Below are 22,750 nucleotides of genomic sequence, written 5' to 3' on the forward strand. Positions count from 1 at the left end.
GCGGGGGGCCGGTGAGGGCGGCAATTCCCCGCGGGGCATGACCCGGTCGACCGGCGGGGGTGGCCACCCGCCGGACGATGGAATGGTGGGGCGTGGACACCCGCCGAAGGTCCGGGGCGGTTTTCTGTCCGTTCTCCAACTGCTCGTCAGGTCAGGTGAATTACTGCGGTCTTGACGATTCGTTCACCATTTGCATGTCTTCGACAAGCTTGTTTCCCGTCAGTAACATGGCACGGGTGCGGCTGTTCGAGCCGCCGCTGAAGCCCCTGGTCCCGGGCGCCCGTGTGCGCGCCCGCCGCTTCGAAAGAGCTTCGTTGAAGAGTCCCCTCGGCACGGCGGTCCGCCCTGCCCTCGTTTCGCTGTTGCTGCTCGGAGTCGCTGCGTGCGGCCCGACCTCGGGCACCCAGCAGGCCATCCCGGCCACCGTGGACGGCGCCCCCGGCGCCACCGCCACGGCCACCGCGACCTCCCACGCGAACCCGGCCGGTGCGGCCGGCCCCGCCAAGGCCGGCGCCCCGGCGGCCCCGCCGTCCGGCGCGCCGCAGGCCGGAGCCGCCACCCCGGCAGCTCCGGCACCCGCCGGCGCCCCGCCCGCCGCCACCCTGCCGGTGACGGCCGCCCAGCCCGGCGCCCAGCAGGCCGCCATCGGCACGCCCGGCAAGGATGGCGCGGCCGTCGCGCCGGAGGCCAAGAACCTCCAGCTCACCGGGTACGACGCGGCCGCCGGCACGGCCGTCCTGTCGGCCACCGCCCCGGCCGGGCCGGTCACCACTGGTTCGGCCGCGCCGTCGGTGGCGCCCACCACGCCGGCTGCCACCACGCCCGGCGCGGCGCCGACCCCGGCCGAGGCGGTCAAGCCCGGCCAGCTCCTCGCCAGCCCGCCGACCGAGGCCGCGCCGCAGGGCGCGCTCGTCGCCGTCACCGCCGTCAAGTCGGTGACCGGAGGCGCCGTCACCGTCGCCACCCGCCCCGCCACGCTCTCCGAACTGCTCGGCAAGGCCGAGGCGGACGGCCAGGTCCCCGTGGACCCGAAGGCGATCAAGGTGACGCCGCTGGTCAAGGACCTCAAGGCGACCGTCTCCCACGAGAGCGGCACGACCAGGGCCGACGCCTCCGGCACCCTGGAGGTCGACGTCAAGGCGCCGATCCCGCTCCCCGAGGGCCTGAGCGCCGACGCCTCCGCCTCGCTCCAGCTGCACCCCGCGCTGCGGTTCGCCTACCACGGCGCCGGCATCGGCAGCCCGCGCACCGCGTCGATCGGCTTCGACCTCGGGGCCCACGCCCAGTGGAAGGTCACCGGCGACCTCGCCCGCTCCACGGGGGCCGCGCCGATCCGGCTGCCGTTCGCCAAGCTCCAGGCCAGCCCCGTCATCACCGTGGCGGGCCTGCCGATCGTCGTGAACCTCGGCCTGACCTGCTACCTGGAGATCGGTGCCGACGGCAAGGTGCACGTCGAGGCCGAACAGGAGATCACCGGCACCTGGGCCGTCCACGCCGACTACACCGGCGGCCGCGGCTGGACGTCGTCCACCGACGCGGCCGACACCAAGGTGTCGCCGGTGCACGTCCGCCTCTCCGGCAAGGCCGCCGTCCGCGCCGCTCTCGCCGCCGAGGTCAGCGTCGGCCTCTACGACGCGGTCGGCGTCGAGGCCACCGTCGCCCCCTACCTGCGCGCGCAGGCGGACGGTTCGCTCGCCGTCGACGTCCCCGGCGGCACGCCGCAGCTGCAGGGCAGCTGGGCCCTGCTCGGCGGCGTCGACCTGAACGGTGCGCTCTCCGCGCACCTGAAGGTCTTCGGTACCCCGATCGTGGAGGGCAAGCTCCCCCTCCCGCCGTTCCACCGCGAGTGGCCGCTGCTGACCGGCGCCCTCCCGTCGGCCACCCCGAAGGGCTGAGCCACCCTCCCGGGCAGCCCCTGCCCGACGCGCCCTGCCCGGTCCCCGTCCAGGACCGGGCAGGGCGTGGCCGTTCCCCCCGTCAGCACGTCGCCCGCCCCGGCCGCGCTCCTCACGGCATCACCGGAGGCCCGGGGCCGGCGGCGGCTTCTATGATCTGCGCATGGCAACAAGACTCGTGCAGATCAACATGAAGGCCCAGGACGACTCCGCGCTCGGCCGGTTCTGGGCGGAGGCGCTCGGCTGGGGTGTCGACAGCGAGGGCCCCGGTGTGACCAACCTCGAACCGGTAGGTTTCTCCTACCCCGACCCCGTGGCCGTGTGCATCGACATCATCGCCCGGCCGGAACCCAAGACGGTGAAGAACCGGGTGCACCTCGATCTGGCCACCACCTCGACCGCCCATCAGGCGGAGCTGGTCGCGCGCCTGAAGGACCTCGGCGCGACGCTCGCCGACGTGGGTCAGGGCGACGTCCCCTGGACGGTGATGGCCGACCCGGAGGGCAACGAGTTCTGCGTCCTGGAGCCCCGCCCGGTCTACCAGGACACCGGGCCGATCGCCGCGGTGGTGGTCGACTGCACCGACCCGCGGGGAATGGCCCGGTTCTGGGACGAGGCGATGGACTGGACGCTGCACGAGGTCGCCGACGACCACGCGAGCTTGCGCTCCGCCCAGGGCATCGGCCCTTACTTGGAGTTCATTCGCACCCCCGACACCAAGAGCGGCTGGAACCGCGTCCACCTCGATGTCGCTCCCTACCGCGGTGACGACGTAGCGGCAGAGGCAGCCCGTCTGCGCGCGCTGGGCGCCACCGACCCCGGTATCGACCAGTCCGCGATCTCCTGGACCGTCCTGGCCGACCCGGAGGGCAACGAGTTCTGCCTCCTCAGCCCCCGCTGACCTCGGGCACCGGCTCCGGCCGGTGGCGAGCCGGCGGCGGAGACCGGGAACCCCGGGCCGGGGAATCCGGCCCGGGGTTCCCGGTCACGCGGTTCGACTCGACGGGCCTCCGCGTCAGCCGGCGTCGCCCGCCGAGGCCTCCTCGGTGTCCGCGGCTGCGACGCCCCTGAGGTCGTTCGCCGCCAGCAGGTAGTCGAAGCTGCCCGAGGAGCTGTGCGAGCCGCCGGCCGGACAGAAGCCGTTCGTCGGGTTCCCGTTGAACCAGAGACCGAAGCACTTGTTGCAGTAGCGCCAGTTGGACTGACCCACGATTGCCATGGTGTCTCCTTTCCGGACAGGTCCCCGGTCGGTGGGAACGCGTCCTGCGGATGCATCCATGCTGCTTCGCCCGGAGTCCCGGGCACCTGAGGTCAGGGTCCCGACCTCGTCCGCCCCGTGACGGGTCGCGGGGCCCGCCCGGCTCAGCCGGTCGCGAAGTCGCCGGCCCTCAGGCCCCGGACGAAGGCCGCCCACGCCGCGCGCTCGAAGAGGAGCACCGGCCCCGCCGGGTCCTTCGAGTCGCGGACGGGTATCGCGTGGCCGAGCCCGTCGGACACCTCGACGCAGTTGCTCTGTGCACCGGAGTAGCTCGACTTGTGCCAGGAGCGAGGGTTGGGACTTTCGGTGCTTGCCATGATTCACATCTCCTTCGCGATGCGCTGGAGGACTGTGATCGACTCCGCGCGGGGCAGGGATTCCGCCAGGGCACGCCGGAAGAGCTCGGAGTACTTGAAGACCTCGCCGGGCTCCTCGATGTAGAGCGTGCTGCGGAGGCTGTCCACGTAGGCCACGTCGGACTCGGTCGATTCCGGGAAGCTGAGGATCGCGACGGGGCCGAACAGTGCGGCATGGACCTCCGAGGCCTCCGGCAGGATCCGCAGATTGATGTTCGAGTGCTCGGCGGCGGTGGTCAGGTAACGCAACTGCTCCAACGCGGTGCACCACGCCTGCGTGCCCCGTGACCGGTTGATCCGGACGCGCTTCCTCCTCACCGGGGACCGCCTCCGCATCGAGGTCCACGACGCGAGCGCCGTCCGGCCCGTGCTCCGCGAGCCGTCCGACGGCGAGGAGTCCGGGCGGGGGCTCTGGCTGGTCGACCGGCTGTCCGCCGCCTGGGGGGCGGATCCCCGGCCGGACGCCATCGGCAAGCTGGTCTGGTGCGTCGTCGAGCCTGCGGGGAGCGACCGGGCGCCCGTGGAGCTGCCGCCGAGGCCGCGGCGGCCCGAACCGGCCGGCGCGGTGGTCGTCGAGATCGAGGGCATCACCGCCCCGGCGACCTTCGGCCGCCTCAACGACGCACTCGGCGCCGTCTGGGACTTGCTCCGGATGCTCCCGCTCGGCGCCGTCCAGTACGACGCCTTCGGGCACGTCCTCTCCGGGCCCGGCGCCGTCGATCGTGCGGCCCGCGTGATGGGACGGGACGGCGGCCTGGCCCTCTCCGTCGCGCTGAACGGCCGGGCGCACCTCGTCTCGGTACGTCCGGCCTGAGCTGCCGTACAGCTGCCCGTCGCCTCCTCGTCACCCCGCCCACCTGCCTGCCCGGCACGGTGGGCGGGGTGGCCGGGGGAGGCCGTGGACATTCGGCGGCGGTCACGGGAGGATCACGGCATGACTGCTGACGGTCCGCTGACCGAGGACGAGTTGACCGCGATGGAGCGGCGTGCGGCCGCGGCCGCCCCGGGGCCGTGGCAAGCCTGGCTCGAAGGGCAGGGCATCGGCGGCGAGAGCTTCATCCAGGTGCAGCCCGCGTCGGACGTGGAGGACGAGATGTACCTCCGCCGCTTCGTCGAGGGCGACGCGGTGCCGTCACGGGATCCGCGGCTCCACGCGGACCTCGAATTCATCGCCGCCGCCCGCGCGGACGTCCCCCGGCTCATCGCCGAAGTCCGCCGCCTGCAGGCCACGGTGGGCCGACAGCGCGGCTGGTGAACCGGCGGGCCGGTGAGCGGCCCGGCGGGCCCTGAGGCGACGGCGCCGTCCGGGGCATCGCCCGGACGGCGCGTCACGTCACCGCGGGGCAGGAGTTGCCCCGGGCGGCATCAGTAGTCGACCGGGGGCCAGCCCTGACCAGCCGCGAAGCCGGCCCAGATCTGGTTGTTGCCGTTCCAGCAGTCCCACTGCTGGACGCGGACGCCGTTGGTGTTCTGCGAGCCGGGGAGGTCCAGGCACTTGCCGCTCGCGGCGTTGCGCAGGGTGTAGCCGGAGCCCGGGATGTACGTCCAGATCCACTTCTGGTTGGCGCCGCCGTTGCAGTCCCACTGCTGGGAGAGTGCGCCGTTGTCGGTGCTCCAGCCGCCGATCTCCAGGCACTTGCCGCTGCTCGCATTGACGAGCGAGCCGCCCACCAGGCTCCAGTTCTGGTTGGCGCCGCCGTGGCAGGACCACATCTGGGTGGCCGCACCGTTGTCGGCGCTCCAGCCGGCGACCTCCAGGCAGTGCGGGCCGGTGGTGCTGCCGAGGGTGATGACGTTCGGCATACCGGCCGGGTGGTAGGCGTCGGCGCCGGCACCGGGCACGCCGACGGTGAGGGCGAGGCCGGCGCCGAGGAGGGCGGCGGCTATGCGGGTCTTGAGAGCCAAAGTGGTGGTTCCCCGTCAGGAAGATGAGTGAGCTGGGAGGGCGTGTCGACGGCGGCCACGATCGGCCCCGGCTGCCCGAGCGGTCACCCTAGTGGATCGGATTCCCCGAGGTCACGGCGGTTTTCCCCTCATTACCCGTTCTTGAGGAAGTGCGTCCGGGGGATCAGCTCATCGACCAGACCGAGGGGTCGTGCGGGCCGGGTTGGGGCTGTCGGGGGCGAGGAGGGCTGGGGGGCGCCAGGGTGCTGGGCAGACCGGCGTACGCGCTGAGGGCCTCCGCCACCTCGGCGGCGGTCACCTGCCGGCTGTCCGGCGTGGATCGGCGGCGGTGTTCGGCCAGGGCGGTGACAAGCTGCTGGATCTCGTCCGCGTAGTGGCGTGCCAGCACGAGGTCCTGGGAGGCCGTGGCCGAGTCGAGGTAGCGCCGGCGCTCGGCGAGCTGCTGCATGTACTCCTGGGCGAACGGGTCCGTCTGGCGGACGACCGGGCGGGCTCCCGCCACCGCGCCGGCCTGGTCGAGCAGGTCGATGGCCGACCCGGGCAGGGTCTGGCCGGTCAGGTGCTCCCGGGCCAGCTCGGCGGCGGCCCGGAGCGCCTCGTCGGTGATCGCCACGCCGTGGTGACTCTCCAGGCGGGGGCGTGTTCGGGCGAGGACTTCCTGTACCTCGTCGGCTGACAGCTCGCCGATCTCCAGAACTTGGAGGTGGTCGTCGAGCCCCGGGGCCGGCTCCCGGCGACGGTACTCCGAGGTGGTGCAGGCCGCGATGACGGAGACACCCGGGGTGCCGAGCACGGGCCGGAAGAAGGCCAGCGCCTCGGCCCGGCCGTCGGGGGTGTGCAGGAGGGTCAGGGCGTTGTCGAGGAAGAGGACGATGCCGGTGGTGTGCCGGAGTTCGGTGAGCAGGCCGGTGATCACCTCCGCGAAGCGGCCGTGGTACTGGGGGTCGGTGAACAGCGCGCCGACGTCGAGCGAGTGCACCGGACGGCCGGCGACGACGACCGGCGCCGTGCCGGCGGCGACGGCGTGGGCCAACCCGGCAATCACGCTGGCCTTTCCCACCCCGGGATCGCCGACCAGCAGCGGGACGTTCCGCCTCCGCCGGGAAAGGGTCAGGGCGATCTGCTCGATCTCTGCTGTCCGCCCGACGACGGGGAAGAGTTGCTGGGCGGCGGCGTCGTGGGTGAGGTCGCGACCGAGGCGGTCCAGGAGCGGAGTCCGGGAGGGCGGTGGAGGGGAGGGCTCGGTGACGGGGCGCGCGAGGATCTGCATCACTTCCCCGTGCACCCGCTTGAAGTCGGCACCGAGTCTGAGCAGGACCTGGGCGGCGACGCCCTCGCCCTCGCGGATCAGGCCGAGCAGGAGGTGTTCGGTGCCGATGTGGCTGCGGCCGGCCTGCGTCATCTCGCGGAGCGACAGCTCCAGGACCTTCTTCGCCCGTGGGGTGAAGGGCAATAATGCGGCCGGGGCCTCCTGGCCCAGTCCGATGATCTCCTCGACCTTCTCACGAACGGCCTGGAGGGAAATCCCGCTGCTCCCCAGAGCTTCGGCGGCTACGCCTGCACCCTCGTGGAGCATGCCCAGGAGGAGGTGTTCGGTGCCGAGGTAGTTGTGGTTGAGCCTCCGGGCTTCCTCCTGAGCCAGGACGACAACCTGCCGAGCGCCTTCGGTGAACCTCTCAAACACGGCTTTCCCCCGCGCTGTTCCGGTCGATCTCTGCCAGGTCCGCCCGCGTCCGTGCGGTGTGCTCGTGGTCGACACCGAGGAGTCGTTCCCGCTCCGTCACCAACTGCCGCAGCAGTGCCTCCGCTTCGTCCACCGCCCCGGTCAGGGTCAGGTTGCGGGCGAGCAGGTGGCGGGTGCGCATGGTGTGGGTGTCCTCGGGGCCCAGGACGCGGCTGCGGTCGGCGAGCAGGATGCGCAGCATGGCGACCGCCTCGTCCCGGTGGCCCGCCTCGCCGAGGTTGACGGCGAGGAACTGGCGGGTGCGCAGGGTGTCCTTGTGGTCGGGGCCGAGCAGGCGCAGCTGGTCGGGGAGGAGCAGTCGCAGCAGCCGGGCGGCCTCGGCCGGGTCGCCGGCGCCGCCGAGGCTGTGCGCGAGCCACTGCCGGCTGCGCAGGGTGTCCTCGTGTTCGGCGCCGAGGATGCGGGTCTGCTCGTCGAGGATGCTCCGCAGTTGGTCCGAAGCGCCGTGCCAGTCACCGGACCTGCCCTGCCCGACGGCGACGATCACGCGCTTGCGCAGTTCCGGGCCGGCTGCCGCCGCGTAGGCGCGGTTGGTGCCGAGGGCGATCAGGCTGGCCGTCCGAGTGGCGCGGTTGAGAGGGACGGGCAGGCCCTCGGCGGTCATGGTGGCGGTGAGCCGGCGGTACAGGTCGTCGACGGTGAGGAGTTCGGGGCCGCCGACCACGCCTTCGCGGAGCAGGCGGATCAGCCGCCCGGAGAAGGCGGTGTGGGCCTCCCCGGGGAGGGAGAGGGCGACTTGGTCGCGCTGGGCGGAGGTGAGGACGTACGTCCCCTCCACTCCAAGGCGGTTGAGCTGGTCGCCGTCCCCGCCGCCCGCCATCGAGTCGGTGACCACGCGGCCGGAGAAGCAGCAGTCGAGGACGATGAGCTTGGCGGCGGCGGGGCTGTCGAGGACGGCGCTGCGCAGCTTGTCGTACTCCAGCGAGCCGAACTCCGGTGCCTCGAACTCGCTGTCGGGCAGGGCGAGGTAGAGGTCGTGGCGACGCCCGGCGACGAGGCCGTGCCCGGCGTAGTAGACGAGCAGGAGGTCCTCGGCCTCCTGCGTGGCGGCGCGCAGCCGGCGGCCGACGGTGCGGATGTCGCCGTCGTCGAGCAGGACGGTGCAGTGGTGGTCGGGGACGAGGCCGTGCGCCGGGTCGGTGAACTGGGCGGCGAGGTCGGTGATCGTCCGCCGGACGGCGTCGAGGTCGGGCAGTTGCGGGTCGGCGTAGCTGCCCGCGCCGATCAGGACGATCCGGGACCGTTGGGGATCCGGGAGGCGCACGTTACTCCTGTCCGGCCTCGTCACGGTCGAGGACCTGGCGCAGGACGGCCTCCAGCTCCTTGAGGTCCTTGCCGCGGACGCGCTTGGCGTCGAGCTCGACCGTCTCGCCGTCGGGCCGGCGGACCTTCAGGCGGATGTCGCTGCGCTTGGGCTGGGCGAACCAGGTGCGCAGCGAGGCGGCGAGCACGGAGACGGCGCCGCCGGCGCCGACCGCGACGGTCACGAGATCGAGGACGGAGCCGAGTTCGCCGCGGGCGGGCGCGGCGCCGGTCAGGGTGACGCCGGTCAGGCCCGGTTCCCCCCGGAGCCAGTCGGCGAGGGATTCGGCCTCCGTGGCGGTCCGTTCCCCCGTGACCGAAATCTGCACGTTCACAGCGCCCCCCAAATGGCCTGCGGATGTACGAAGTCGAGGCCGGAGTCTACTGAGGCTGGAGCTGTTGGTGCATCACGACGCGGGAAACTGGCTGCACTTGATCCGATCATCGATCCACCCCTCCGGGCGGGGCCGCCGCGTACGCCGCCCCGCCCGGGTGGTCGGTCAGGCCGGGGCGAGCAGTTGGAGGGCCTGCGGGGCCACCGAGACGTCGATCGGCAGGGCGGCCATGAACTCGCCGTCCGCGTACGCGGTGATGCCCGCCGACTCGATCCGCAGGCCCGCCGTGCGGTACGTCGTGACCTCGGAGCGCGCCACGTGCGTCCCCTTGAACAGGGTGGGGAAGAAGCGGGCGATCCGCAGCCGGGGCATGGCGTCGACGAGGGTGACGTCGAGCAGGCCGTCGGCGGGGTCGGCGGCGGGGCAGATGAGCATGCCGCCGCCGTAGCTGCTGGTGTTGCCGACGGCGGCGAGCGTGAGGTCGCGTTCGATCACCGTCCCGTCGGCGAGGGTGATCCGGAACGGCAGCGGGCGGAGGTTGGCGAACTCGACCAGGATGGCGAGGTTGTAGCGCATCCGGCCGCGGGGCCAGCGGAGCCGGTTGGTGCGGTCGCTGACCAGCGAGTCGAAGCCGCTGGCGAGGACGGAGCCGAACCACCGCTCCGTCCCGTCGGCCGACGTGACCCGCCCGAGGTCGACCGCGCGGGTGTGCCCGGCGGCGACGACCTCGGCCGCGGCCTCGGGGGTGTCGCGCGGCAGCCCGTAGGCGCGGGCGTGGTCGTTGCCGGTGCCGGCCGGAACGACGCCCAGGGGGACGCCGGTGCCGGCCGCCGCCTGCAGGCCGAGGTTGATCATGCCGTCCCCGCCGACCACCACGAGCGCGTCGCAGGAGCCGGCGGAGACGGCCGTGCGGGCCAGGCCGAGCGACTCCTGCGCCGAGGATCCGGCCTGTTCGTCGACCTCGACGCCGAGCGCGCGCAGCCGGTCGGCGGCGCGGCGGGCCGCCGGTTCGGCGTGGCCGGCGGCCGCGGCCGGGTTGGTGAGGAGAACGACCCGGGCGATGGTTCTCCGCTCGCTCACGGGATCAGCTTGCCGGGGTTGAGGATGCCCGCCGGGTCGAGTTCGGCCTTGACCGCGCGCAGGATGCGGACGCCGAGGTCGCCGATCTCGTCGGTCATCCACGGGCGGTGGTCGGCGCCGACGGCGTGGTGGTGGGTGATGGTGCCGCCGGTCGCCACGATCGCGTCGCAGGCGGCGCGCTTGGCGGCGCCCCAGCGGGGCAGCGGGTCCTCGCCGAGGGCGGCGACCACGGTGAAGTAGAGCGAGGCGCCGGTCGGGTAGACGTGCGAGATGTGGCAGAGCACGAGCGCCCCGGGCAGGGCCGTGGTGAGCGCGGTGGTGACGGCGAGGCGCAGGTCGGCGAGGCGTCGCCAGTCCGTGGCCGTCTCCAGGGTCTCGCAGAGCGCGCCGGCGGCGAGCAGCGAGTCGCGCAGGTACGGCGCGTTGAACCGGCCGTGCTCCCAGGCCCGGGCGGGTGCCTCGCCGAGCGAGGTGGCCCCGGCCGCGAGCAGGGCGGCGCGGGTCGACCGGTGCCGGTCGGCGACCTGGTCGGCGGTGCCCTCGAAGACGGTGACGCCGAGGCAGCCGGTGACGGCGGGCTCGCCGCCGATCTTCTCCGTCATGGCCAGGTTGACCATGGTCTCGGCCTCGTCGGAGAGCCGGATCACGGTCGGACCGGTCTCCTGCTGCTCGACCGTGCGCAGGGCGGCCGCGCCGGTGGCGAAGTCGGGGAAGGACCAGGCCTCGTACGCCTTCACGGCGGGCACCGGGTGGACGCGCACGCGGACGGCGGTGATCACGCCGAGCGTGCCCTCCGAGCCGAGGAACAGCTCGCGCAGGTCGGGGCCGGCGGCGGAGGCGGGGGCGCGGCCGAGGTCGAGGACACCGGCGGGGGTGACGACGCGCAGGCCGCGCACCATCTCGTCGAACCGCCCGTGGCCGGCCGAGTCCTGGCCGGAGGAGCGGGTGGCCGCGAAGCCGCCGATGGTGGCGAAGCGGAAGCTCTGCGGGTAGTGCCCGAGTTCGAGGCCGTGCTCGGCGAGCAGCTCCTCCGCCGCGGGGCCGGTCAGCCCGGCGCCGAGGACGGCCTCGCCGGAGACGGCGTCGACGTCGAGCAGCCGGTCGAAGCGGCGCAGGTCGAGCGAGACGACGGCGGCGAACGCGCCGCGCTCCGGGTCCAGACCGCCCACCACGCTGGTGCCGCCGCCGAACGGGACGACAGCGATCCGGCGTTCGGCGCAGAGCGCGAGCAGGGCGGCGATCTCGTCCTCGCTGCCGGGCAGCACGACGGCGTCGGGCGCGTCCTGCGGCTCGCGGCTGCGGCGGCGCAGCAGGTCGGGGGTGGACTTGCCGCCGGCCCGGGGGAGGCGGTCGGCATCGGCCGCGCTCAGGTGGGCCTCGCCGACGATCGCGGCGAGGGCGTCGAGGTCCGCCTCGGTCAGGGCCGAGGGCCGCAGGACGACCTCGTCGGCGGCCGGGCCGGGGGCCGCGTCGCCGGTGACGCCGAGGGCGGCGGCGAGCAGGGCCTTGATGTCGGCGGACAGCTCCTTGGCGAGGTCCGGGTCGCCCCAGGCGTCCCACTTCATCGGGGGGAGCGGCAACGCGGCGCCGGCCGGTCCCGCTTGCTTCTCAGGTGCCATGCGTTACAGTTTCACACATCATGTCAAGTAGTAACGTCCATGACGACGTGCCGGAGCCCCGCAGCACCGACGACGCGATCCTCGACGCCGCCGCCGAGCTGATCGTCCATCTCGGCGTGCGCCGGACCCAGTTGGCCGAGATCGCCCGCCGCGCCGGGGTCAGCCGCCCGACCGTCTACCGGCGCTGGCCGGACGTCCGGGCGGTGATCGGGGCGCTGCTCACCCGCGAGATCCGCGCCACCCAGGAGACGGTCACGCTCACCGGCGGGGACCGGGAGGCCTTCGTCGAGGGCGTGGTCGAGGTCGCCGTCAGGCTGCGCGACCACCCGGTGCTCGGCGCGCTGCTGCGCTCGGCCGACTCCGACACGCTCTTCGAGTACGTCGTCGAACGGCTCGGCACCAGCCAGCGCGGCCTGCTGGAGGCCCTGGAGGCCGGCATCGAGCAGGGACAGGAGCACGGCTCGGTACGGGCGGGAGCACCGGCCGAACTGGCCGCGATGGTGCTGCTGATCGCCCAGTCCACCGTGCAGTCGTCCCGCATGGTCGCCGCGCTGCTCCCCGAGGCTGCCTGGCGGCGCGAACTGGCCCGGGCCCTGAACGGATACCTCGCACCGTGAACGGACGGCCTGCGCCGTGAACGGCCTCGCACTGTGAACGGATGCCCCGCGCCGTGAACGGACGGCCTCGCACCGTGAACGGACACCTCGCCCACGGAAACCGGTACCCCGCGCCGTGGCGGCCGGAGCCCTCGGCCGCCGCCACGCCCTGACGAACGGACACCTCGCGCCATGAACAGCACCGCCGGGCCCTTCGCCGGAACCACCCGACTCGACGCCGGGCGGCGCGCATGGGAGCTCGACGCGCTCGCCGGTGCCCCGAGCGTCGACCTGCTGGTGATCGGCGGCGGGGTGACCGGCGCCGGGGTCGCCCTGGACGCGGCCTCGCGCGGGCTGCGCACCGTGCTGGTGGAGGCCCGCGACCTTGCCTTCGGGACGAGCCGGTGGAGCTCCAAGCTGGTCCACGGCGGTCTGCGCTACCTCGCCTCCGGGCGGGTCGGCGTGGCCCGGGAGAGCGCCGTCGAGCGCGGCGTGCTGATGACCCGCACCGCTCCGCACCTCGTCCGCCCGCTGCCCCAACTCGTCCCGCTTCTCCCGGGGTTGCTGCGCCGCGGGCAGGCCTCGCTGGTCCGGGCCGGGTTCGTCGCCGGTGACGCGCTGCGGCTGAGCGCCGGCACCCCGGCCGCGGTGCTGCCCCGGATGCGCCGCGTCGACGCCGCCCGCGCCCGTCAGCTGGTGCCCGGCGTCCGCACGGCGGGCCTGGCCGGTGCACTCGTCGCGCACGACGGCCAACTCGTCGACGACGCCCGGCTGGTGGTCGCGCTGGCCCGGACGGCCGCGCAGTACGGTGCGACCGTGCTGACCGGCGTGCGGGCGGAGCAGGTCACCGGCGGCTCGGCCCGGCTGACCGACACCCGCACCGGGCAGTCCCTCACTCTCGGCGCCCGCGCCGTGGTCAACGCCACCGGCGTCTGGGCGGGCGAGGTCGACGCATCGATCCGGCTGCGGCCCAGCCGCGGCACCCACCTGGTGGTGGACGCCGCGGCCCTCGGCCACCCGGCGGCCGCGCTCACCGTGCCCGTGCCCGGCTCCACCAGCCGGTTCGTCTTCGCGCTGCCGCAGCAGCTCGGCCGGGTCGCGATCGGCCTCACCGACGAGGACGCACCCGGCCCGATCCCGGACGAGCCGCAGCCCACCGACACGGAGATCGGATTCCTCCTCGACACCGTCAACGCCGCCCTGGAGACGGCGCTGACCAGGGCGGACGTCCGCGGCGCGTACGCCGGACTGCGGCCGCTGATCGACACCGGCGACGGTGCCACCGCCGACCTCTCCCGGCAGCACGCCGTGCTGGAGTCCCCGTCCGGGGTGATCACCGTGGTCGGCGGCAAGCTCACCACGTACCGGCGGATGGCCGAGGACGCGGTGGACACCGCCGTCCGGCTGCGCGGCCTGTCGGCCCGCGGCTGCTGGACGGCCCGCCTGCCGCTGGTCGGCGCCCCCGCCCACGGCGACAGCCGCCCGGTGGCCGCCGGCGAGGTGCCCGCCTCGCTGCTGGCCCGGCACGGTGGTGCGGCCCGCGAGGTGCTGGCCGCGGGGGAGGCCCGGCCGGTCGCGCAGGGCATCGACGTCACCCGCGCCGAGATCGCCTACGCCGTCACGCACGAAGGCGCCCTGGACGCCGACGACGTGCTCCACCGCCGGACCAGGATCGGCCTGGTGGCGGAGGACGCCGAACGGGCCCGGGCCGCCGTCGAGGAGATCGTCGGGGAGGCGCTGGCGGGCTGCGAACGGGCCTGAGCCGGGCGGGGCGTGCCGGGCGGGGCTGCCGGGCCGGCCCGGGAACGCCCCCGGCCCCCGCTCAGCGGGTGACGCGCTCCGGCATCGGGCGGACGGCGCCGGCCAGCTCCAGGGTGCAGGCGAGCGGGTGCTCCGGCGCGCCCGTGCGCTCCAGCCGGACGGAGAGCGGCACGGGCGGTTCCGCGGCGAGGTCCGTGGCCAGTTCGGCGGCCAGCGTGAGCGGGTAGGCGCCGTGTCCGCGGACGCGGTGGAAGGCGCACTCCCGGCCGTCCACGAGCACCTCGGTCTCGGTGATCCAGCCCGAGCGGACGTTCACCGTGACGGAGTGGTCGCCCTGGTCGAGGTGGAAGCTGTGCCGCTGGCGCATGGGACCTCCCGTGCGGGGAGTTCGCCCGCACGGTCAGTGTCCCAGCCCCCGCCCGGCCGCGCCCGCCCGGCCTCCGTCGGTTCGCCCGCGCCCGCCCGGCTCCTGTCGCTTCGCCCGCGCGCCTCACGCCAGGCGGCCGCCGCCGTCCACGTGCAGGACGGTACCGGTGACGAACGGGCTGGCCATCGCGAAGCGGACGGCGCGGACGAGGTCCTCCGTGGTGCCGACGCGGCGGGCCGGGTTGCGTTCGGCGACGCTGCGCAGGAACGGGGCCTTGTCGGCGCCCATGCCGTCCCAGGCGCCGCTGTCGACGATGCCGGGCGAGACGGCGTTCACCCGGACCGGGGCGATCTCGACGGCGAGCGCCTGCACCAGGAAGGCGAGCGCACCGTTGGTGGTGGCCATCACGGTGCGGGCGGGGGCGGGGCGCCAGGCGGCGACGCCGGAGAAGAAGGTGAACGAGGCGCCGTCCGGGCCGTCGGTGACGGCCTGGCCGGCCAGGTGCTTGGCGAGCAGCAGCGGGCCGTACACCTTGGCGGCGAACGCGCGGTGGACGTCGGCGAGTTCGAGATCGGCGAGCGGGCCGTTGGCGGGCATGGCAGCGGTCGACACGAGGTGGTCGAAGCGGCCGGTCGTGGCGGCGAGGGCGGCGACGGAGGCCTCGTCGGCGAGGTCGACGGGGACGACCCGGACCGGGCCGGCGAGCTCGCCGGCCGTCCATTCGAGCTTGCGCGGGTCGGGGCCGGCCAGGACGAGTTCGGCGCCGGCGGCGGAGGCGGCGCGGGCCAGCGCGCGGCCGGTGTTCGAGCCGGCGCCCACCACGACGACGCGCCGTCCGGCGAGCGAGGTGTCGGCGGTGGTGTCGAGGGCGGTAGCGGTGGCGGGGGGCGTGGCGGTCATGAAGCGCTCCGGGGAGGCGAAGGGGCGGTGTTGACACCACCCTCCGACGACCAGCAAGGATGCGTCCAAGGCTTGTTTTCTCCCTGACCCATAAACTCTCTGCATGCCTACGCTCCGACAGCTCGAATACCTGGTCGCCGTCGTCGACACCGGCTCCTTCACCCGCGCCGCCGAGCTCCTGCACGTGACCCAGCCCGCGCTCTCGCACCAGGTGCGCGCACTGGAGAAGGCCGTCGGCGGCGCCCTGCTGGAGCGGCTGCCGCGCGCCGTGCGACTCACCCCGATGGGGCGGGCCGTCCTCCCGCACGCCCGGGCCGCGCTTGCCGACGCCGAGCGGCTGCGCGCCGCCGCCCGCTCCGCGGCCGGGCTGGCGGGCGGCGAACTGGAGGTGGCCACCGTCTACTCGATCAGCCTGGGCGTCCTGCCGCCGGTGCTCCGGGCCTGGCGCGCGCTCCACCCGCAGGTGCGGATCCGCCTGCGGGAGTACGCCCACAACGACGAGCTGCGGGCCGCGACGGTGGCGGGCCAGGCGGACGTCGCCATCGGCACTCCGCCGCCGGACTGGGACGGGCCGATCCGGGAGCTCGGGGTGGAGGAGTTCGTCCTCGCCCTGCCCGCGGACCTCGCCCTGCCCGCGGACGGCGAACTGCCGGCGGACGGCGAACTGCCGGCGGACGGCGAACTGCCGGCGGACGGCGAACTGCCGGCGGACGGCGAACTGCTGGCCGGGCGGCCGGTGGCCCTGGCCGAGCTGGCGGGGCACGACTGGGTGCACTACGCGCCCGGCAACGGCCTGGCCGACCTCCTGGACGGCGTCTGCGCCGAGGCCGGGTTCCGGCCGCGGGCGGCGGTGCGGACCGAGCAGACGGCGGCGGCGCCGCTGCTGGCCGCCGCGGGGCTGGGGCCCGCGCTGGTGCCCGCCAACCTCGTCCCGCCGGGCTTCGACGGGGTGATCCGCCGCCCCGAGCCGCCGGTCCGGCGCCCGCTGGCCGCGTACACCCGCACCAGGCCGGATCCGCTGACGGCGGCCTTCGTCGAGCTGCTGGCCCGGCAGGCCTGCCTGCTGCCGCCGCACGTCGCCGAGTTGCTGGCGGCCGCGTAGCCGGGCCGGTGCGGGGGCGCCGACGGCGGGTGGCAGGTGGCGGGAACCGTTCCGGGTGGATTCTCGTGATCTCTACAGTGTTGTAGATTCATTTCCAGGGAGAGCAGCCGAGGAGGGCAACGTGGGAGTTTCACTGGCCAAGGGTGGCAACGTCTCGCTGACCAAGGAGGCACCGGGCCTGACCGCCGTCATCGTCGGACTCGGCTGGGACGTGCGGACCACCACCGGCGCCGACTACGACCTGGACGCCAGCGCGCTGCTCTGCAACGCGCTCGGCAAGGTGGTGTCGGACCAGCACTTCGTCTTCTTCAACAACCTTCGCAGCCCCGACGGTTCGGTCGAGCACAGCGGTGACAACCTCACCGGTGGCGGCGACGGCGACGACGAGCAGATCAAGGTCGACCTCGCCGGCGTGCCGGCCGACGTGGCCAAGGTGGTGTTCCCGGTGTCGATCTACGACGCCGACGCGCGCCTGCAGAGCTTCGGGCAGGTCCGCAACGCCTTCATCCGGGTCGTCAACCAGGCCAACGGCCAGGAGATCGCCCGGTACGACCTGACCGAGGACGCCTCGACCGAGACCGCGATGGTCTTCGGCGAGCTGTACCGCAACGGCGCCGAGTGGAAGTTCCGCGCCATCGGCCAGGGCTACGCCTCCGGCCTGCGCGGCATCGCCACCGACTACGGCGTCAACGTCTGACGGTCGGCTGCCCGGTCGGCTGACTGCCGGCCCCGCCGGCACGGGAGGGTCAGGCGGCACCGGAGGGTTCGGCGGCCGGCGGGTGGGTGAGGGCCAGGCCGCCGAACCCTCCCGTGCCGGCCAGCTGCTCGCGCCACCAGGCGGTCATCGCCGGCCCGTCCATCACCGACCAGTCCGGCGCCCCGGTGACCTGGGCCCGCCCGAGGCGGCGGCCCAGGTCCACCAGTGCACGGCCGGCCGCGCCGCGTTCCCGGTCGTACGCCGCGAGCAGGCCGGCCACCGTGTCGGAGGCCTTCCAGGCCTCCTCGAAGGCGCAGGCGTCCTGGAGCGCCTTGGCCGCACCGCTGGTGTTGTGCGGGCGGACGAGCGTGGCCGCGTCGCCCGCCAGCAGCAGGCGGCCCGCGCCGAGGCGTGGGGCGGCCAGGTCCTGAATGGGCTGGAGGAAGGTCCGCCCGACCGGCGTCAGGCCGACCACCCCCGCCCAGTACGGGGGCAGGTGCCGTTCGGCGAGCGCGGCCAGCTCGCCGAAGCGGGCGGGGTCGAGCGAGCCGGCCGGGATGCCGCCGGGATCGGCCGCGACGTGGCCGGTGCCGTCCGGCCCACCGGTCGGGGTGCTGTCCGGCCCGCCGTCGGCCGGGCGGAGCCAGCCGGGCGTGGGTGCGTAGAAGACCCAGTTGACCTGGGTGGAGCCGGGCGTCGGACCGGGGATGCGGTAGAGCACGACCTGCCCGCCCGGGTAGCAGACGGTGATCACCTCGTGCTCGGGCCAGCGGGCCGCCCCGCCGGGCAGCCCGTCCAGGAGCCCGGCGTCGAAGCTGCCGCGCCAGCAGACGTACCCGGCGTACTCGGGGCGCGCCTCGGGGCAGACAGCGGCGCGGACCACCGAGCGGTGGCCGTCCGCACCCACCACCAGGTCGTACTCCGCCTGCTGTCCGTCCGCGGTCCGCACCCGGGCTCGGTCGCTGCGGCCGCCCCTGTCCTCGCCGCCCTTCCGGCCCCCGTCCTTGCTGCCGTCCGTGCCCCCGTCGACCGCCGTGACGGTGCTGCCCGTCCGGAACTCGACGCCGGCCGGGGCGCGTTCGCGCAGTGACTGCCAGAGCACGCCCCAGTGGAACGCGTGCATGGGCAGCGGCTGGGCCCAGAGGGTGCGGCCCCGCGGCCCGCCGGCCCCGCCGGGCTCGCGGGTCAGCCAGTGCCGCTCGGTGAGCGGGTGGTGCGGGATGCCGTCGTCGAGGTGGCCGGCCCGGACGAGTTCGGCGTACCGGTCCAGCACGACGCAGAGCCCCACGCCCCGGTCCTCCAGCCGGCCGGGGCTGCGTTCGAGCACCACGACCTGCTCCGCGCCGTTGCGCGCCGCCGCGCGGGCGAAGGCGCACCCCGCGATGCTGCCGCCGACCACGGCGATCGATCCACCCCGCACGATCGTCCCCTCTCCCGGGGCCGCTCCTGCGGCGGCCCCGTTCGGGAACGACCATACGCCGCGGGCTGATGCACCGTCAGTGCCATTCGGGCCCCCGCGATCCCCGTGATCCCCGCGCTTCCCGGGGCCTCGCGATCCCCGGTGGCCCCGCATTCCCCCGGCGGTCCGCCGCGGCCGGGGGTCGCCCGGCCCCCGGTGCCGCCGTGTGCGACCCGACCCCGAACCGGTCCGGTGACGCGGCCCCTTATGCAACTGGTTGCATAACCCCGATCCCCTCGCCTACCGTGGAGTAACCACGCGCCGCCCGCCGATCGCGCCCGCCGCCCGCCCAGGAGACGCCCGATGAGCACCGACCTCCAGCCGCCCTACCCGCACCTGCTGAGCCCGCTCGACCTGGGCTTCACCACCCTCCCCAACCGCGTGATCATGGGCTCGATGCACGTCGGCCTGGAGGAGGCGCCCGGCGGCTTCGAGCGGATGGCCGCCTTCTACGCCGAGCGCGCCCGCGGCGGCGTCGGCCTCATCGTCACCGGCGGCATCGCCCCCAACGAGGCCGGCCGCCCCTGGGACGGCGGCGCCATGCTCACCACGGAGGAGGAGGCCGACCGGCACCGCGTCGTCACCGACGCCGTCCACGCCGCCGGCGGCCGGATCGCCCTGCAGATCCTGCACTTCGGCCGCTACGCCTACCACCCCGGCCTGGTCGCCCCGAGCGCCCTCCAGGCCCCGATCAGCCCCTTCGTGCCGAACGAGCTCACCGCCGAGCAGGTCGAGCAGACCATCGAGGACTTCGTCCGCTGCGCCGCCCTCGCCCACCGGGCCGGCTACGACGGCGTCGAGATCATGGGCTCCGAGGGCTACCTGATCAACGAGTTCATCGCCGCCGCCACCAACCGGCGCGAGGACGAGTGGGGCGGCGCGTACGAGAACCGGATGCGCTTCCCCGTCGAGATCGTCCGCCGCGTCCGCGAGCGGGTCGGCACCGACTTCATCCTGATCTACCGCCTCTCCATGCTCGACCTCGTCCCCGGCGGCTCCACCCTCGGCGAGGTCGTGCAGCTCGCCCAGGCCGTCGAGGCGGCCGGTGCCACCGTCATCAACACCGGCATCGGCTGGCACGAGGCGCGCATCCCCACCATCGCCACCTCGGTGCCGCGCGGCGCCTACGCCTGGGTGACCAAGAAGCTGATGGGCTCGGTCGGCGTGCCCCTGGTCGCCGTCAACCGCATCAACACCCCCGAGATCGCCGAGAAGTTGCTCGCCGAGGGCAACGCCGACCTGGTCTCGCTCGCCCGCCCGCTGCTCGCCGACCCCGACTTCGTCGCCAAGGCCCGCGACGACCGCGCCGCGTCCATCAACACCTGCATCGGCTGCAACCAGGCCTGCCTGGACCACACCTTCAGCGGGAAGATCACCTCCTGCCTGGTCAACCCGCGCGCCTGCCACGAGACCGAGCTCGTCCTCGCCCCCACCAGGTTGCGCAAGCGGATCGGCGTCGTCGGCGCCGGCCCGGCCGGCCTCGCCTTCGCCGTCTCCGCCGCCGAACGCGGCCACGCCGTCACGCTGTTCGACGCCGCCGACACCGTCGGCGGACAGCTGAACATCGCCCGGCGGATCCCCGGCAAGGAGGAGTTCGACGAGACCCTGCGCTACTACCGCACCCGGCTGGCCGAGCTGGCCGTCGAGCTGCGGCTCGGCGCGGTGGTCGAGGCCGGACAGCTCGCCGCCGAGGGCTTCGACGAACTCGTCCTCGCCACCGGCGTCACCCCGCGCACCCCCACCGACCTGCCCGGCGTCGACCACCCGAAGGTCCTCGGCTACCTCGACGTGCTGCGCGACGGCGCACCCGTCGGCGACCGCGTCGCCATCCTCGGCGCCGGCGGCATCGGCTTCGACGTCGCCGAGTACCTCACCGACCAGGGCGACGCCGCCAGCCTCAACCCGCCCGTCTTCCACCGCAAGTGGGGCATCGATCCGGAGTACCGCAGCCGCGGCGGCCTCACCCGCCCCGAGCCGCCCAAGCCCCCGCGCAGCGTCCACCTGCTCCAGCGCAAGACCACCAAGGTCGGCGCCGGCCTCGGCAAGACCACCGGCTGGATCCACCGCACCGAACTCAAGCACCGCGGCGTCGTGATGGTCCCGGGCGTCAGCTACGAACTCGTCGACGACGCCGGCCTGCACGTCGTCATCGACGGCGAACGCCAGCTGATCCCCGTCGACACCGTCGTCCTCTGCACCGGCCAGGAGCCGCGCCGCGACCTCGACACCGCCCTGCGCGCCCTCGGTCTCACCCCCCACCTCATCGGCGGCGCCGACATCGCGGCCGAGCTCGACGCCAAGCGCGCCATCAAGCAGGGCACCGAACTCGCCGCCACCCTCTGATTCCTGGCCCTCCCACCGCAGCGCCGCCGCCCCGAGCCACCGCCGGGCGCGACGGCGCTGCGGCCGTGGCGGCCGCGCCGTGCATGAGGCCTCGGGATCTCCGCCCGACCCCGGCCGACTGCAACTATCGTGACCACTGCGCCCGCAGGGTGACCTCTTGCCGGAGCGACGAGCGCCGGTGCACAGCTGTGCGGGACCGAGCCGGTAGAAGTGCCGGTCCGGTCCCGGCCGTTCGAGGACTCAGGAGCCATGGCGGTGAGGGACTTTCTGAAGTCGCGCGAGGGGGTGGTCCTGGTGGTGGGTCTCCTGCTGATCGTCGGGGGCACCGCGTATCTGAAGCTGAGGCCGGGGCCGGAGGTGAGGGACTACGTGGGCCGTTGGGCCGCGCGGGACGAGGTGATCGAGCTGCGGGAGGGCGGGGGGCTCGGCGAGGTGCGGCTCGATGGCTACTTCTGCCTGAAGGCTCCGGTGGCGGCGGCCGATCCGCTCGGTGAGTACCAGGGGACGTGGAAGGCCGGGAGCGTGGACGACGCCGGGCCCGGGGTCTTCGTCACCCTTCGGAACTACGACGACGGTAAGGACTGCCAGATCTTCCTGCAGGAGGAGCGCAAGGGGCAGGTGGACGGCCTGGGCGCCCAGCCGCGGGGCAGTGCGGAACGGTGGTTCGCGAGGGCGTAGTTCGCCGGGGCGGGCGCGGCCCGGCATCGGCCGGGGACGCGTCGAACGCGCCTACGCCGGCAGCCGGTTGGCCCACGCCACGGACCGACGCGGCCCGGCGGCCCGGCAGTTCGGGTGTGGGAGCGGGAAGTCGGGCCCGCCGACTTCCCGCTCCCGCACCGGTATCCGACCGGCGTTGCCCGGGGTGGTCGGGCTCGGCCGGCCGCCGCCGGTCGGCAGCGGGCTCAGCCGCTGATGTCCAGGGCGGTGCCGTAGAGCCGTTGGACGCGGAGGCGGATCACCAGGCGGCGCTCGGTGACCTGGTCGGCGAGGAATGCGTGCGGGTCCTCGGGGCGGAGCTCCGGGGGGAGCATGGCGAGCAGTTCCCGGCCGACGGCGTCGCCAGGGGTGGCGGTCGGTTCGGAGACGTCGGCCTCGCCCTCGGCGACGGCGAAGGAGAAGGGGTCGGGGCCCTGGACGTGGAGGGCGGCGCGGGGGTCGCGGCGGAGGTGGCCGACCTTGACGCGGTCGGCGGTGGTGGAGAACCGCACGATCCGCTCGGCAGGGTCCCACCGGTAGAGCATGGTGGTGAGGTGGGGGTGGCCGCTGCGCTTGACGGAGGCGAGGGTGCCGAACTGCTGGGCGCCGAGCAGGTCGGACAGGGCCTGGTCGGAGAGGGCGCGGGGGCCTGGTCGCTGGGTCATGACCGGTCCAACTCCTCGGCGCATGCAAAGGTTCCGAATCGGATTACCTTTTTGTGGACTACTTGAGCGGCCCGCGCGCCCTAGGATCGGCCCATGTCACTGCCGCACGCCATCCTCACCGCTCTGCTGGAGAAGCCGTCCTCGGGGCTGGAGCTGACCCGGCGGTTCGACAAGTCGATCGGCTTCTTCTGGTCCGCCACCCACCAGCAGATCTACCGCGAGCTCGGCCGCCTGGAGACCGCCGGCCTGATCCGCACGCTCCCGCAGCCCGGCCCGGTGCGCGGACAGAAGAAGGAGTACGACGTCCTGCCCGCCGGCCGCGCCGAACTCGAACGGTGGACGGCCGCCGCCGGCGAGCCCAAGAGCATCCGTGAGCCGCTGCTGCTGCGCCTGCGGGCCGCCGCCGTGGTCGGCACGGCCGGACTCGACGCCGATCTGGCCCGCCATCTCGCACTGCACCGGGCGCAGTTGGCCGACTACCTGGAGATCGAGCAGCGGGACTTCCCGCCCGGGCGGGCGGCCGGGGAGAACCGGCTCCAGCACGCCGTGCTGCGGGCCGGGATCGGGCTGGAGACGTTCTGGGTGGAGTGGCTCACCGAGACCCTCGCCGCACTGTCCATGGAGCAGTCGAACCCATCCTGACCTGCGGTGATGCTGTGCGGGCGGGCGG

The 22,750-nt window shown here is 74.3% G+C and carries 24 protein-coding genes; 11 read left to right on the forward strand and 13 right to left on the reverse strand.

Going from position 1 to position 22,750, the window contains the following annotated elements:
• Window positions 1-314: 314 nt before the first annotated feature.
• On the forward strand, window positions 315-1,895 hold the full coding sequence (locus tag OH807_RS32025) for a hypothetical protein (RefSeq protein ID WP_406205995.1): 1,581 nt from the start codon (window positions 315-317) through the stop codon (window positions 1,893-1,895).
• A gap of 163 nt (window positions 1,896-2,058) precedes the next feature.
• On the forward strand, window positions 2,059-2,796 hold the full coding sequence (locus OH807_RS32030; RefSeq protein WP_406205998.1) for a VOC family protein: 738 nt from the start codon (window positions 2,059-2,061) through the stop codon (window positions 2,794-2,796).
• A gap of 114 nt (window positions 2,797-2,910) precedes the next feature.
• On the opposite strand, the gene OH807_RS32035 is transcribed toward OH807_RS32030, so the two are convergent.
• The 3 genes from OH807_RS32035 to OH807_RS32045 all read right to left on the reverse strand — a co-directional run bounded on the left by OH807_RS32035 (window position 2,911) and on the right by OH807_RS32045 (window position 3,767).
• A complete protein-coding gene (locus OH807_RS32035) occupies window positions 2,911-3,114 on the reverse strand; it encodes a hypothetical protein (RefSeq protein ID WP_406206001.1) in 204 nt (67 codons plus the stop codon).
• A gap of 143 nt (window positions 3,115-3,257) precedes the next feature.
• A complete protein-coding gene (locus OH807_RS32040) occupies window positions 3,258-3,470 on the reverse strand; it encodes a DUF397 domain-containing protein (protein WP_406206003.1) in 213 nt (70 codons plus the stop codon).
• 3 nt (window positions 3,471-3,473) lie between these two features.
• Entirely contained in the window at window positions 3,474-3,767 is a 294-nt protein-coding gene (locus OH807_RS32045) for a Scr1 family TA system antitoxin-like transcriptional regulator (RefSeq protein ID WP_406206006.1), read from the reverse strand.
• Between the two features lie 19 nt (window positions 3,768-3,786).
• On the opposite strand from OH807_RS32045, the gene OH807_RS32050 reads away from it, so the two are divergent.
• Both OH807_RS32050 and OH807_RS32055 read left to right on the forward strand, forming a co-directional pair.
• Window positions 3,787-4,323, forward strand: coding sequence for an ATP-binding protein (locus OH807_RS32050; RefSeq protein ID WP_406206009.1), 537 nt, complete (start codon window positions 3,787-3,789; stop codon window positions 4,321-4,323).
• 120 nt (window positions 4,324-4,443) lie between these two features.
• The gene (locus tag OH807_RS32055; protein WP_406206012.1) at window positions 4,444-4,764 is read left to right on the forward strand and encodes a hypothetical protein; all 321 of its coding nucleotides are present in this window, start codon (window positions 4,444-4,446) and stop codon (window positions 4,762-4,764) included.
• A 110-nt stretch (window positions 4,765-4,874) separates the two neighbouring features.
• On the opposite strand, the gene OH807_RS32060 is transcribed toward OH807_RS32055, so the two are convergent.
• From OH807_RS32060 to OH807_RS32085, 6 genes are all read right to left on the reverse strand, one after another.
• Window positions 4,875-5,414, reverse strand: coding sequence for an RICIN domain-containing protein (locus OH807_RS32060; protein ID WP_406206015.1), 540 nt, complete (start codon window positions 5,412-5,414; stop codon window positions 4,875-4,877).
• Between the two features lie 163 nt (window positions 5,415-5,577).
• Window positions 5,578-7,098 carry a Clp protease N-terminal domain-containing protein gene (locus OH807_RS32065; protein WP_406206018.1) on the reverse strand — a complete coding sequence of 507 codons (1,521 nt, stop codon included), beginning with the start codon at window positions 7,096-7,098 and terminating at the stop codon, window positions 5,578-5,580.
• Window positions 7,091-8,422 carry a tetratricopeptide repeat protein gene (locus OH807_RS32070; RefSeq protein ID WP_406206021.1) on the reverse strand — a complete coding sequence of 444 codons (1,332 nt, stop codon included), beginning with the start codon at window positions 8,420-8,422 and terminating at the stop codon, window positions 7,091-7,093. The genes OH807_RS32065 and OH807_RS32070 overlap by 8 nt, the downstream gene beginning before the upstream one ends.
• Window position 8,423: 1 nt before the next feature.
• On the reverse strand, window positions 8,424-8,795 hold the full coding sequence (locus tag OH807_RS32075; protein WP_406206024.1) for a hypothetical protein: 372 nt from the start codon (window positions 8,793-8,795) through the stop codon (window positions 8,424-8,426).
• Window positions 8,796-8,960: 165 nt separating this feature from the next.
• Entirely contained in the window at window positions 8,961-9,875 is a 915-nt protein-coding gene (locus OH807_RS32080) for a diacylglycerol kinase (protein WP_406206027.1), read from the reverse strand.
• A complete protein-coding gene (locus OH807_RS32085; RefSeq protein ID WP_406206030.1) occupies window positions 9,872-11,494 on the reverse strand; it encodes an FAD-binding oxidoreductase in 1,623 nt (540 codons plus the stop codon). Before OH807_RS32085 ends, OH807_RS32080 begins: the two co-directional genes overlap by 4 nt.
• 20 nt (window positions 11,495-11,514) lie before the next feature.
• Here OH807_RS32085 and OH807_RS32090 point away from each other — a divergent pair, with 20 nt between their 5' ends.
• On the forward strand, window positions 11,515-12,111 hold the full coding sequence (locus OH807_RS32090) for a TetR/AcrR family transcriptional regulator (RefSeq protein ID WP_406206033.1): 597 nt from the start codon (window positions 11,515-11,517) through the stop codon (window positions 12,109-12,111).
• A 171-nt stretch (window positions 12,112-12,282) separates the two neighbouring features.
• Window positions 12,283-13,851 (forward strand): glycerol-3-phosphate dehydrogenase/oxidase, encoded by a 1,569-nt coding sequence (locus tag OH807_RS32095; RefSeq protein ID WP_406206036.1) that lies wholly within the window; start codon window positions 12,283-12,285, stop codon window positions 13,849-13,851.
• A 61-nt stretch (window positions 13,852-13,912) separates the two neighbouring features.
• Here OH807_RS32095 and OH807_RS32100 read toward each other — a convergent pair whose 3' ends face one another.
• Window positions 13,913-14,218, reverse strand: coding sequence for a hypothetical protein (locus OH807_RS32100; RefSeq protein WP_406206039.1), 306 nt, complete (start codon window positions 14,216-14,218; stop codon window positions 13,913-13,915).
• 123 nt (window positions 14,219-14,341) lie between these two features.
• On the reverse strand, window positions 14,342-15,118 hold the full coding sequence (locus tag OH807_RS32105; protein ID WP_406206042.1) for an SDR family oxidoreductase: 777 nt from the start codon (window positions 15,116-15,118) through the stop codon (window positions 14,342-14,344).
• A gap of 103 nt (window positions 15,119-15,221) precedes the next feature.
• Between OH807_RS32105 and OH807_RS32110 the strand changes: the two genes are divergently transcribed.
• Together OH807_RS32110 and OH807_RS32115 are read left to right on the forward strand one after the other, a co-directional pair.
• Window positions 15,222-16,220, forward strand: a complete 999-nt coding sequence (locus OH807_RS32110) for a LysR family transcriptional regulator (RefSeq protein WP_406206045.1) — start codon at window positions 15,222-15,224, stop codon at window positions 16,218-16,220.
• A 121-nt stretch (window positions 16,221-16,341) separates the two neighbouring features.
• Entirely contained in the window at window positions 16,342-16,917 is a 576-nt protein-coding gene (locus OH807_RS32115) for a TerD family protein (protein ID WP_406206048.1), read from the forward strand.
• A gap of 49 nt (window positions 16,918-16,966) precedes the next feature.
• Here the strand turns inward: OH807_RS32115 and OH807_RS32120 are convergent, their stop codons facing one another.
• A complete protein-coding gene (locus OH807_RS32120; protein ID WP_406206051.1) occupies window positions 16,967-18,337 on the reverse strand; it encodes an FAD-dependent monooxygenase in 1,371 nt (456 codons plus the stop codon).
• A 342-nt stretch (window positions 18,338-18,679) separates the two neighbouring features.
• Between OH807_RS32120 and OH807_RS32125 the strand changes: the two genes are divergently transcribed.
• Window positions 18,680-20,719 carry an FAD-dependent oxidoreductase gene (locus OH807_RS32125; RefSeq protein ID WP_406206054.1) on the forward strand — a complete coding sequence of 680 codons (2,040 nt, stop codon included), beginning with the start codon at window positions 18,680-18,682 and terminating at the stop codon, window positions 20,717-20,719.
• A gap of 255 nt (window positions 20,720-20,974) precedes the next feature.
• Complete coding sequence (locus OH807_RS32130) at window positions 20,975-21,397, forward strand: hypothetical protein (protein ID WP_406206056.1); 423 nt, start codon at window positions 20,975-20,977, stop codon at window positions 21,395-21,397.
• A gap of 224 nt (window positions 21,398-21,621) precedes the next feature.
• On the opposite strand, the gene OH807_RS32135 is transcribed toward OH807_RS32130, so the two are convergent.
• On the reverse strand, window positions 21,622-22,080 hold the full coding sequence (locus OH807_RS32135; RefSeq protein WP_406206059.1) for a pyridoxamine 5'-phosphate oxidase family protein: 459 nt from the start codon (window positions 22,078-22,080) through the stop codon (window positions 21,622-21,624).
• A gap of 93 nt (window positions 22,081-22,173) precedes the next feature.
• Between OH807_RS32135 and OH807_RS32140 the strand changes: the two genes are divergently transcribed.
• Complete coding sequence (locus tag OH807_RS32140; RefSeq protein WP_406206062.1) at window positions 22,174-22,722, forward strand: PadR family transcriptional regulator; 549 nt, start codon at window positions 22,174-22,176, stop codon at window positions 22,720-22,722.
• The last annotated feature ends 28 nt before the right edge of the window (window positions 22,723-22,750 follow it).

The sequence above is a fragment of the Kitasatospora sp. NBC_01560 genome, assembly GCF_045208415.1.
GTDB lineage: Bacteria > Actinomycetota > Actinomycetes > Streptomycetales > Streptomycetaceae > Kitasatospora.